This is a genomic window from Dokdonella sp. (assembly GCF_036518555.1).
GTDB lineage: Bacteria > Pseudomonadota > Gammaproteobacteria > Xanthomonadales > Rhodanobacteraceae > Dokdonella_A.
In genome coordinates this window covers 1-10101 of record NZ_DATDMY010000292.1, presented here as the reverse complement: position 1 = coordinate 10101, position 10101 = coordinate 1, and the positions used below count along the sequence as shown (strand labels likewise).

Here is a 10101-nt window from a genome sequence, read left to right as displayed (position 1 = left end):
GGGGTCGGCCGCCGCGGCTGCGATGCGCGGGGACACGTGCCGGCTGAACTGCATCGCGTAGTCGCCGTGCAGCGGCGAGATGAAGTAGACCACGTTGACCGCGAAGAACAGCGTCACCGGCGACAGCCAGCGCGCGCGCCGGCCTTCGTTGTAGTCGAGCGAAAGCAGGCCTGGCTGGAACAGCAGAGCGAGAAGCGAACGCCAGACGCGGCAGTCGAGGTCGGTGAGGCCGTGCACGAACTCGGCGAGCAGATGGCCGAAGCGCCGGTCCGCAGGTTCGTAGCGCTTCTGGCCGCAATCGCGGCAGTAGCGTCCATCGATCGGGGCGTGGCAGTTGGCGCAGCAATCGGTCATGCGGTCATCGCGCGGGCGCAGGCAAGAGAGCCATACTAACCGGATGAAAGGAGCCGCCATGAGCGACGCAAACGATGCGGGCGTGCCCATACGCGTGAGCGCGATGGATCATCGTCGCTCCGATCGCTGCAGTCGATCTCTTGCCAAGCGGCCGATGCATGCACCCTGACGATTCGACCGACCGCGCGCCGCATTCCACGCCCCTCTGGTCGGGCCGGTGTTACTACGTGACCCGATGGGGATTCATGTCGGCAGGCTATTTCTCGGGCCAGGTGCTGGCCTGCCGAGATCACCTTGGCGTCGGGAAGAGACGACGCGTCGCGTACGCAGAGATTGCGTCGATCCGCGCGAGGCATGTCCTCTTGTGGACGGTCGTGGCCGTCATGACGAGGGATTCCGGGAGCATCTACTTGACTTCGAGGGACGCCGCGTTCTTCGACGTCCTGCGAGACGCATGGAGGCAGTCTCTCGTTCGCGCGGCGAGCGACTCGCGCGCCCGCAGCGAATGGGAATCCGAGCGGTGATCGAACTGCGCGCTACGCCGCACGCTCGCGCGCGAGCGCGATGAGCGCGACGCCGGCGAGGATCACCGCCATCGCGACGATGTCCAGGCCATGCACCGCCTCGCCGCCGAACAGCGCGCCGACGAGCACGGCGACCGGTGGATTCACGTACGCGTAGCTCGTCGCGAGCGCGGGGCGCACGGTGTTGAGCAAGTAGAGGTAGGCGCTGAAGCCGACCAGCGAACCCGCGACGGCGAGGTAGACCAGCGCGAGGTTGGCCGAGAGCGGCGGCGATACCGGCAGGCGCTCGCCGATGACGAGTGCGAACACGAGCAGCGCGGCGCCGCCGGTGAGCATCTGCGCGGCGGTATTCATCGCTGCGGGTGGCATGTCGCGGCGCTTGCTCCAGACCGAGCCGAACGCCCACGAGCCGGCCGCGACGACGAGCGCGATCGCGCCGATCGGCGAACCCGCCATGCTGCCGCCGAGGTTGAGCAGGATCACGCCGGCGAAACCGACGCCGAGGCCGAGCCATTCGAGCCGACGCGGCCAGTGGCCGTACAGGCCGCCGAACATGGCTGCGAACAGCGGCATGCTCGCGACCGCGACTGCGGCGAGACCGGACGCGACGGTCTGTTCCGCATAGCAGACGAGGCCGTTGCCGAAGCCGAGCAGCATGACGCCGGTCGCGGCGGAGTTGAGCCATTGGCGCCGCGTCGGCGCGGCCATGCCGCGCCAGCGCAGGAACGCATAGAGGGCCCCGCCCGCACAGAGGAACCGCACCGCGGCCATCAGGAACGGGGGCCAGCTCGCGACCGCGACACGGATCGCGAGATAGGTCGAACCCCAGACGAAATACAGCGACAGCAACGCAATCGGCACGAGCACCTGCGGACCGAACAGCGAGACGGGAGCGGGCGCGTCGAGGCGACCGCGACCGGACATATCGTTCATGACAGGGCCTTTCGGTGAAGGGTTGCGGGCGCGGCTCAGGGCATGGGCGCGAGGCCGCGGCGCGCGCCCATCCGTTGCACAGCGCGTGGATCGGCCGCGTCGCGCGTTCGGGGAAACGCCACTCAGCGCCGTGGCATAGATATACCGCGTGCGCGGGGGCGCTGCGAGGCCCGCCGCATGGCTATTTCATGGAGCCATCGCGTGCGTCAGGCGCCGGTCGGTGCGCGCTTGCGCGCGGGACCGTCGGCGACCACGGTGAACTCGCCCTCGATGACGCCGCTCGGCGTCGCGGTGCCGGCCGCCGCCGCGGGCCGCGGCGCGCGCAGCGCGCGTACGAGCGCGAACAGGGCGCCGCCGACCACGAGCACGGCCAACGCGAACACACCTACGGCGACGAGCCCGATGACGAGTACGACCGCGATCAGCGCGGCGGCCAGGCGCGCGAGGGGGTGGCGAGATTTCACGAGGCGCAGGCCGGCGTGGAACATGCTTGTACTCCTGGTGGAATTCCGGCCTCGTCCATCCGGGACGCGTCCGGAAGCGCCGACTCCGACAACTATCCGGAATGCGGCTCCGACATCGGCACCGAGCGTTCCCGCGCCATCCGCGGGCCGCGCCGCCGAACACGCAGGCGGTTCGTATGCCAGAATGCGCGCCCGCTGGGCACGCAGCCTCCCCAACATAGGGGGTGGCGGCCCATTACGACAAGTGCTGGAAGGCCATGCATTCCTCTTCGCCGCTGTGCCGGCTCGACGACATCGACGACGGCGGCGCGATCGCGGTGCACGTGGACAGTTCGACCGGCGGCTTCGAGCTCATCGTGCTCCGCCAGGGCGAGCGCGCGTTCGCGTACCACAACGAATGCCCGCACGCGGGGCGCCGCCTCGATTACGCGCCGGGCCGCTTCCTCGTCAACGACGGGCGCCTCGTCTGCGCCGCGCATGGCGCCACGTTCCGCGTCGTCGACGGCGCGTGCCTCGGTGGACCCTGCAGCAACAGCCTCGCCGGCCTCCCGGTCGAGGTCGTCGATGGTGCGGTGCGTTTGCGCTGAACGCGTCAGTAAGCCTGCACCGTCACGTCCTGGCGCGCGATCTGGCCCGATCCGCACGCGAACGTCGGCGAGCTGCCGAGTACGGACCGGGTCGGGATGCGCGAGCCGGTCACCACGGTCGGCGCGCTGAGCACGTCGATGCGATAGCGGCCGATGTCGGACGGCGCGACGGCGTCGAAGCTGAAGCCTGCTTTCGCGTCCGCGGCGATGAATGCCGACTGCCGCGTCTGGAGGTCGACGAGGCGCAACACGGCCGATTGCAGCGGGCGTCCGTCGGCGTCGTAGGCCGTGCCGGTCACGCGGCAACCGTCGGCGTGGGCCGCACCGCTGGACGCGGCGGCGGCGAGAACAACGAAGGCGATTCGAATCATGGTGGCGGCACCTCCGGCATGGGGCGCGTCCGTGCGGGCGTGGTCTCCGGCTCGATCTTACGCCGATGCAGGTTGCCGTTCTTGCGCGACATCCGCGGTCAGTCGGCCGCGTCGCAACCGTCGGCGAAGATCGGGTCGTCCGACAGCGTGAGCGCGACGATCCCCGCATGCGACAGCCCGTTCGCATGCTGGAACGGCCCTCCGACGAACACGTCGTCCTCCGAGACCGCGAGAGAGGTCGCATGGGCATCGAGTTCGACCGCCCACGGCGTCAGCGCCGACGTCCCGAGGTCGAACGCCGCGACGGCTCGCCACGGCTCGTCGGCCATCGTGCTGAAGTAGCCGCCCGCATACAGTCGAGCGTCGGTTGTCGACAGTGCGAGGACGAAGCCTCGCGCGAATGGGTTCCATGCGCGGACGCTCCCGTCCGCGGCATCGATCGCGGCGACTCCGGCGCGGGGCAGGGCGTCTACCTGCGCGAAGTGGCCGCCTGCATACACGGTGTCGCCAGCCACCGCGAGTGCTGCAACCGGGCGATCTGGCGCGGGACTCCACGCGGTGAGCGAGCCGTTCGCCGAGTCGATCGCAGCGAGGCGCGACCGTGACTGGCCCGCGAACGTCGCGAAGCTGCCGCCGATGTACACGCGGGAAGGTGTCGCCGCGATCGCATTGACGAAGGAATCGGCATCGACCGACCACGGCAGCACATTGCCGGATGCGAGGTCGAACGCGGCGAAATTCCGGTGGGCTCCCTGCATCTGGGAGAACGAACCGCCGACGTACAACCGCCCCTCCGCCACCAGCAGCGCATACACGACGCCGGCGACGGACGGATTCCATGCCGACGCCTCGCCCGTGTTGCCGTCGATCGCCGCAAGGCCCTGTCGGGCGTGGCCGGCGATGTTCCAGAAGCTGCCGCCCGCATAGACCGTACCCGCGTGCAACGCCAACGCAGCGACGCGTCTGTCGGCCGATGGATTCCAGGTCGCGTCGACGGCGCCGTCCGCTTCGAGCCGTGCGATGTTGCTTCGCTCGATTCCGGCGACTTCGGTGAATCGACCGCCGATCACGATGCGTCCGTCGGGCTGCACCGCCATCGCGTCGACGGACGCTTCCGTTTCCAACTGCGGTGACGCGTCCAGCGCGGCCGTCGCGGCATCGAGGCGCGCATAGCCGCCGGTCGACTGGCCGCTCGTGCGCGTGAAGGTCCCGCCTAGATGGACATTGCCGGCATCCGGGGCGATCGCGAGGACATCGTCGCCTTGGAGCGATGGATGCCAGTCGACGACGGCGCCGTCGGCGGCGTCGAGTTCGGCGACGCCCGCATGGTATGGACCGCCATCGCTGAAATGGCCGCCGACATAAACATGCGTGCCCGCGACCGCGAGGCTCGAGATGGAGCCGATGGGATCGGGGTTCCACGCGGTCGGCTGATGCGACGCGAGGTCGATCGCGGCCAGTCCCGCGCGCGACTCTCCGTCGAGCGCCAGGAAATCGCCCGCGACGTAGAGCACCTGGCCATCGGTGGCAAGTGCCCGAACGGCAAAGGCCAGATCGCTGAACATCGGCGTCCATGCGTCGACGACTCCGGTCGACGCATCGATCGACGCGAGGAGTCTGTGACTCTGCCCGCCAACTTCTTCGAACAGGCCGCCGACGATGACCTTGCCCCCGGTCACGACGAGTGCATTGACGTTCGAGGTCAGCCCCCCGGCCGATGGGTTCCACGGCAGCGCCGTTCCGGTGGTGCCATTGATCGCGGCGAGATTCGCGCGCGTCTCGCCGCCCATGGCCTGGAACGCTCCGCCCGCGTACACGGTCGCACCGTCGGTCGCGAGCGCGAGCACGAAATTCCCCATCGCACTGGGCATGCCGGGATTCCAGTCGAGGACGGCGCCCGATGTCGAATCGACGGCGGCGATGCTCGCGCGCGGCTGTCCGCCGGCATGGTCGAACCAGCCGCCCACGTAGATCGTCGTGGCCGTCGCGGCGAGCGACATCACGCTCCCGTCCGTGCCGGGGTTCCAGCCGAGGTCGACGCTGCCGTCCGCATTCAAGCGCGCGAGGTTGCTGCGCGCGATGCCGTCCACGGCCGTGAACGACCCGCCGAGCACGACCCGGCCGTCCGCTTGCACGAGGATCGCTCGCACCGTGCCGGCGACATTGCGCACGCCGGCGGGCAGCGGCAGCACGCTCTGAGCGATGGCGCTGCCGGCGAGCAAGGCCAATGCAAGTGCAAGCAGACCCTGCATCGGTTGCAGCCAACGCGGGAATGCATTCGTACACATCGATGTCATCGCTAGAATTACTCGCGCCTCGGCCGGACGATCATATCGAATGATCCGGGCCGCCGTCCTGAAGGGATGGGTCGAGGCGCCGGCGCATTCGCGCATCGCCAGGGGCGCGGGCGGGCCGAGCGCGCGTCCGCAGCGCAGCGTGCGTGCGCGTACGACTTGGCTCATGCGTCGAGCGCGGCGCTGCGGCAGCGCGTTCGGCTCGACCGACCCCGCCCGTACCCGGGTCGATCCGACCCGCGGGATGGCGGGCCGCGCACGGGCGATCGCGGATCAGGCGCGGCCGAACCAGACGTTGACGCCGACGAGCAGGATCAGGAGCATCAGCAGCGTGAGCGGCACGCCGACGCGCAGGAAGTCGCGCGCGCGATAGCCGCCGGGGCCACTGACGATGGTGATCACGGGATTCGCGCTCGGCAGGATGAACGCGTTCGACGTCGACACGGCCACGACGAGCGCATAAAGCGCGGGATTGCCGCCGGAAGCCAGCGCGACGTTGATCGCCATCGGCACCATCATCACGGTCGCGCCGACATTCGACACGACCTGCGCAAGCAGCAGCGTGAGCACCGCGACGACCGCCTGCAGCCCCCACTGCGGCCACTCGCCGAGGTATTTAAGGACTTCCTGCGCGATCCACGCCGCGGCACCCGTCGAGTCCATCGCGGCGCCGAGCGGGATCAGGCACGCGAGCGTGAAGATCGTCTTCCAGTTGATCGCGCCGTACGCCTCGTCCATGTCGAGCACGCCGGTCAGCAGCATGCCGACCGCGCCGACGAGCATCGCGACCGACAGCTTGAGATCGGTGAACAGGCCGAGTCCCATGGCCAGCGCGAAGAACGCGGCGGCATGCCAGATCTTGCTCGGCCGGTGCTCTTCCTTCGGATAGACGGTCACGACGACGAAGTCGCGCGACTCCGCCGTCTGCGTGAGGTCGCGCCAGAAGCTGTGCAGCACGAGCGTGTCGCCCGCGCGCAGCGCGACCTGCCGCAGATCCTCGCGGAACACCTGCTCGCCGCGATTGACCGCGAGCACGGAAATCGCATACGTCTTGCGCAGGCGCAGTTCCCCGACGGTCTTCTTGATCCAGGTCGAGTTGGGCGGGATCACGACCTCCGAAATCCCGGCGCGCGCGGGGTTGAACAGGTCGGCGAAGTTGCGCAGCCGCGACTGCACATGGCACAGCTGCACGTTAGCGAAGTCGTTCACCGCATCGCGTTTGCCGAGCACGCCGAGCACGCTGCCGACCCAGATCATCTGGTCCGCCGGCGGCGCCAGGCGCGCCTCGCTGCCCGTCTTCAGCGCGAGGATGAGCGGCGCGCCTCGCAGTTGCTCGACCTCGGCGACACTCATGCCGACCAGCGGGCTGTCCGTCGTCACGGTGAGCTCGAGCACCTCGCCGTCGATGCCGTACGTCTCCGCGAAGTAGGTCTCGGTGCGACCGGGCGTGACCTTCTGCCGCTCCTCGTCGCCGGGCAGCAGGCGGCGCGTGAACAACGCGAAAAAAGCGAGACCGCCGAGCAGCAACGGCACCCCGACCGGGGTGATCGCGAACAACGTGAAGGTCTGGATCGTCTGCGCGCCGGGCGGCAGGTTGCGATTCGCGCTCGCGATGAGGTCGTTGAGCAGGATCAGTGGCGAGTTGGAGATCATCGTCGTGTTCGTGCCGCACAGGATCATGCACGCCATCGGCAGCAACAGCCGCTTCAGCGGCAGGCCGGTTCGTGCACTCACGCGACTGACCACGGGCAGGAACAGCGCCGACAGCGCCTGGCTCTGGATCACCGACGACATCGCGCCGACCATCCCGTTGACGAGCAGCGACACGCGCGACTCGACGCCGCCGGCGAGGCGGACGATGAACGAGGCGGCCTTGTTGAGCACCCCGGTGCGGTCGAGTCCGGCGCCCATGATCATGACCGCGATCAGCGAGATGACCGCGTTGCCGGCGAAACCGTCGAACAGCTGGTCGACCGGCAGCAAGCGCGTGATGCCGATCACCACGATCACCAGCAGCGCGACGACGTCGGCGCGGATCCATTCGAGCACCAGCATCAGCATCGTGAACGCGAGCAGCGCGAACACGAGCGCCATGTTGGTGGTGAGGGTCAGTCCGGCGTCCATTCGGGGCTGCAATCACTCGATCTGCGTATGGCCGCACATCCTGCCGCGTGGCGCACGCGTGCGCCCGCTCCCGGCGACGGATCGGCGACGCCACGCCCGTGCGCCGCAGCGGCATCGGCGCCCGTGGTCGGTCCCGGTTCAATCACGCCCGGATTCGTTCATGCACGAAATCCCATACGCCATGGCCGAGCCGCAACCCGCGGCGTTCGAAGTGCGTTTCGATGCGCCACGGCGGGCGGGCGGCCGGATCGGCATGTGCCACATCGACGCGCCAGTCCGGTGCGGCCGCGAGCACGTCCCGCATGTGCCCGGCATAGTCGGCCCAGTCGGTCGCCAAATGCAAGCGGCCACCCACGGCAACGCGGCTCGCGAGCAGTGCGAGGAACTCCGGCTGCACGAGGCGCCGCTTGTTGTGGCGCTTCTTGTGCCAGGGATCGGGGAAGAAGATGCGCACCTCGGCGAGCGCGCCCGGGGCGATCTCGCGCTCGAGCACCTCGACCGCGTCGTGGTTGTACAGGCGCACGTTGGCGGCGCCGGCTTCGGCGAGCGCGTTCATGAGCCGGCCGACGCCGGGCCGGTGCACTTCGACCCCGAGGAAGTCGCGGTCGGGTTCGGCCGAGGCGGAATGCAGCAGCTGCTCTCCATTGCCGAAGCCGATCTCCATCACGAGCGGCGAGCGCCGCCCGAAGACCGCGGCGAAATCTCGCGGCGCGCCGTCGCCTGCGACGTCGATGCCGTACCGCGCCCAGTGTTCCTCGAACGCGCGCTGCTGTGCGGGCGTGAAGCGACCCTGGCGCAGTACGAAGCTGCGGATGCGGCGAGCGCGGATTCCCGATTCATCCATGCGCACGACCGCACGTGTCGTTCGTGGGGATGGCGGGCCGGGATCGCCGCCGTTGGCTGCCCGCGATCGTCGGCGATCGCACTAGACGATCCCTTCGAGCGGGCTGGACGCGGACGCGAACCGCTTGCGCGGGATGCGTCCGGCGCGGAAGGCCGCGCGTCCGGCCTCGACTGCGAGCTTCATCGCGTGCGCCATCAGTACGGGGTCCTTCGCGCCGGCGATCGCGGTGTTCATGAGTACGCCGTCGCAGCCGAGTTCCATCGCGATCGACGCGTCCGACGCCGTGCCGACGCCCGCGTCGACGATGATCGGCACTTTCGCGTTGTCGACGATCTCGAGCAGGTTCCAGCGGTTCTGCACCCCCAGGCCGGAGCCGATCGGCGCCGCGAGCGGCATCACCGCGACGCACCCGATTTCCTCGAGGCGGCGCGCGAGGATCGGGTCGTCGCTCGTGTAGACCATGACGTGGAAGCCGTCGCGCACGAGCGTCTCGGCAGCGACGAGCGTCTGCACGACGTCCGGGAACAGCGTCCTCTGGTCGCCCAGCACTTCGAGCTTGACCAACGTGTGGCCGTCGAGCAGCTCGCGCGCGAGGCGGCAGGTTCGAACGGCCTCATCGGCGCTGTAGCAGCCCGCGGTGTTGGGCAGGATCGTGTAGCGGTCCGGCGGCAAGACGTCGAGCAGGTTCGGCGCGTCGCGGTCCTGGCCGATGTTCGTGCGCCGGATCGCGACCGTGACGATTTCGGCGCCGGCGGCCTCGGTCGCGCGTCGCGTCTCGTCGAGGTCCTTGAACTTGCCGGTGCCGGTGAGCAGGCGCGAGCGATAGGTCTTGCCCGCAATGACGAGCGCGTCGGTGGCGAGCGGGGATTCGGCGAGGGCATTCATGGCGGTGGAACCGGTGCGGTCGAACATCCGGTCATTTTCGCCGATTCGGAGCGCGCCTGCTCGTTCGCGGGAAACGCGCGTCGCTCGCGCGCGCGTCAGCCGCCACCGATCGCGTGCACGATCTCGATGCGATCGCCCTCGGCGAGGCGATGTTCCGCGTGACGGCTGCGCGGAACGATGTCCCGATTCACTTCGACCGCGACGCGTCGCGCCGCGTGGCCCGACGACTCGAGCAGCTCGGCGAGCGTGCAGCGCTCATCGACCCGGCGAGCTTCGCCATTGAGATAAACGTTCATGAGGGCCGATTGTATCGGCGTGTCGTACCCGCGCGGGCGTCGATGCGGTGCGAACTTCGCCATGAAAAGGAGACGCCGCGCAACCTGCGCGGCGTCTCCTGCCTGCGAGACCGATCAGCGGCGCCGATCGTCGTCCTTCTTGTCGCTGTCGCGATCGTTCTGGCGCCGTTCCTGCGGCTGCGTGCGCTGCACCGGGGCCGGTTGACGCGTTTCGCGCTGCGCGGGCGCCTGGCGCGTCTGCGGTGCCTCGCGCACCTCGCGCTGCGGCGGTGCCTGGCGCATCTGCGGGGCCTCGCGTGTTTCGCGCTGCGGCGGCGCCTGGCGCATCTGCGGGGCCTCGCGGGTTTCGCGCTGCGGCGGTGCCTGGCGCATCTGCGGGGCTTCGCGCGTTTCGCGCTGCGGCGGCGCCTGGCGCATCTGCGGGG

11 protein-coding genes are annotated in these 10101 nt (G+C 69.3%); 1 reads left to right on the top strand and 10 read right to left on the bottom strand.

Annotated features, from left to right (window positions below; genetic code table 11):
• The 3 genes from VI238_RS15885 to VI238_RS15875 form a co-directional block, all read right to left on the bottom strand.
• Positions 1-354 (bottom strand): DUF3667 domain-containing protein (locus tag VI238_RS15885; protein ID WP_331653114.1); only part of this gene is annotated, 354 nt, incomplete at its 3' end.
• Positions 355-890: 536 nt separating this feature from the next.
• On the bottom strand, positions 891-1802 hold the full coding sequence (gene yedA, locus VI238_RS15880) for a drug/metabolite exporter YedA (RefSeq protein WP_331653116.1): 912 nt from the start codon (positions 1800-1802) through the stop codon (positions 891-893).
• A 215-nt stretch (positions 1803-2017) separates the two neighbouring features.
• Positions 2018-2299: a hypothetical protein gene (locus VI238_RS15875; RefSeq protein ID WP_331653112.1), complete on the bottom strand. Its 282-nt coding sequence runs from the start codon at positions 2297-2299 to the stop codon at positions 2018-2020.
• 233 nt (positions 2300-2532) lie between these two features.
• Between VI238_RS15875 and VI238_RS15870 the strand changes: the two genes are divergently transcribed.
• A complete protein-coding gene (locus VI238_RS15870; RefSeq protein WP_331653110.1) occupies positions 2533-2862 on the top strand; it encodes a Rieske (2Fe-2S) protein in 330 nt (109 codons plus the stop codon).
• A gap of 5 nt (positions 2863-2867) precedes the next feature.
• Here the strand turns inward: VI238_RS15870 and VI238_RS15865 are convergent, their stop codons facing one another.
• The 7 genes from VI238_RS15865 to VI238_RS15835 form a co-directional block, all read right to left on the bottom strand.
• The gene (locus tag VI238_RS15865) at positions 2868-3233 is read right to left on the bottom strand and encodes a carboxypeptidase-like regulatory domain-containing protein (protein ID WP_331653108.1); all 366 of its coding nucleotides are present in this window, start codon (positions 3231-3233) and stop codon (positions 2868-2870) included.
• 98 nt (positions 3234-3331) lie between these two features.
• Positions 3332-5521, bottom strand: a complete 2190-nt coding sequence (locus tag VI238_RS15860) for a hypothetical protein (RefSeq protein WP_331653106.1) — start codon at positions 5519-5521, stop codon at positions 3332-3334.
• A 279-nt stretch (positions 5522-5800) separates the two neighbouring features.
• Positions 5801-7651, bottom strand: coding sequence for an SLC13 family permease (locus VI238_RS15855; RefSeq protein WP_331653104.1), 1851 nt, complete (start codon positions 7649-7651; stop codon positions 5801-5803).
• 142 nt (positions 7652-7793) lie between these two features.
• A complete protein-coding gene (trmB, locus tag VI238_RS15850) occupies positions 7794-8495 on the bottom strand; it encodes a tRNA (guanosine(46)-N7)-methyltransferase TrmB (RefSeq protein WP_331653102.1) in 702 nt (233 codons plus the stop codon).
• Positions 8496-8576: 81 nt separating this feature from the next.
• Positions 8577-9380, bottom strand: a complete 804-nt coding sequence (locus tag VI238_RS15845; RefSeq protein WP_331653100.1) for a thiazole synthase — start codon at positions 9378-9380, stop codon at positions 8577-8579.
• 95 nt (positions 9381-9475) lie between these two features.
• The gene (thiS, locus tag VI238_RS15840; RefSeq protein ID WP_331653098.1) at positions 9476-9676 is read right to left on the bottom strand and encodes a sulfur carrier protein ThiS; all 201 of its coding nucleotides are present in this window, start codon (positions 9674-9676) and stop codon (positions 9476-9478) included.
• A 114-nt stretch (positions 9677-9790) separates the two neighbouring features.
• A partial coding sequence (locus VI238_RS15835; RefSeq protein WP_331653096.1) for a hypothetical protein occupies positions 9791-10101 on the bottom strand: 311 nt, incomplete at its 5' end.

Excerpts from the sequence above, each read along its gene's own strand:
- yedA (WP_331653116.1), bottom strand. The coding sequence starts at position 1,802 with ATGTCCGGTCGCGGTCGCCTCGACGCGCCCGCTCCCGTCTCGCTGTTC.
- VI238_RS15875 (WP_331653112.1), bottom strand. The coding sequence starts at position 2,299 with ATGTTCCACGCCGGCCTGCGCCTCGTGAAATCTCGCCACCCCCTCGCG.
- VI238_RS15870 (WP_331653110.1), top strand. The coding sequence starts at position 2,533 with ATGCATTCCTCTTCGCCGCTGTGCCGGCTCGACGACATCGACGACGGC.
- VI238_RS15865 (WP_331653108.1), bottom strand. The coding sequence starts at position 3,233 with ATGATTCGAATCGCCTTCGTTGTTCTCGCCGCCGCCGCGTCCAGCGGT.
- VI238_RS15860 (WP_331653106.1), bottom strand. The coding sequence starts at position 5,521 with ATGTGTACGAATGCATTCCCGCGTTGGCTGCAACCGATGCAGGGTCTG.
- VI238_RS15855 (WP_331653104.1), bottom strand. The coding sequence starts at position 7,651 with ATGGACGCCGGACTGACCCTCACCACCAACATGGCGCTCGTGTTCGCG.
- trmB (WP_331653102.1), bottom strand. The coding sequence starts at position 8,495 with ATGGATGAATCGGGAATCCGCGCTCGCCGCATCCGCAGCTTCGTACTG.
- VI238_RS15845 (WP_331653100.1), bottom strand. The coding sequence starts at position 9,380 with ATGAATGCCCTCGCCGAATCCCCGCTCGCCACCGACGCGCTCGTCATT.
- thiS (WP_331653098.1), bottom strand. The coding sequence starts at position 9,676 with ATGAACGTTTATCTCAATGGCGAAGCTCGCCGGGTCGATGAGCGCTGC.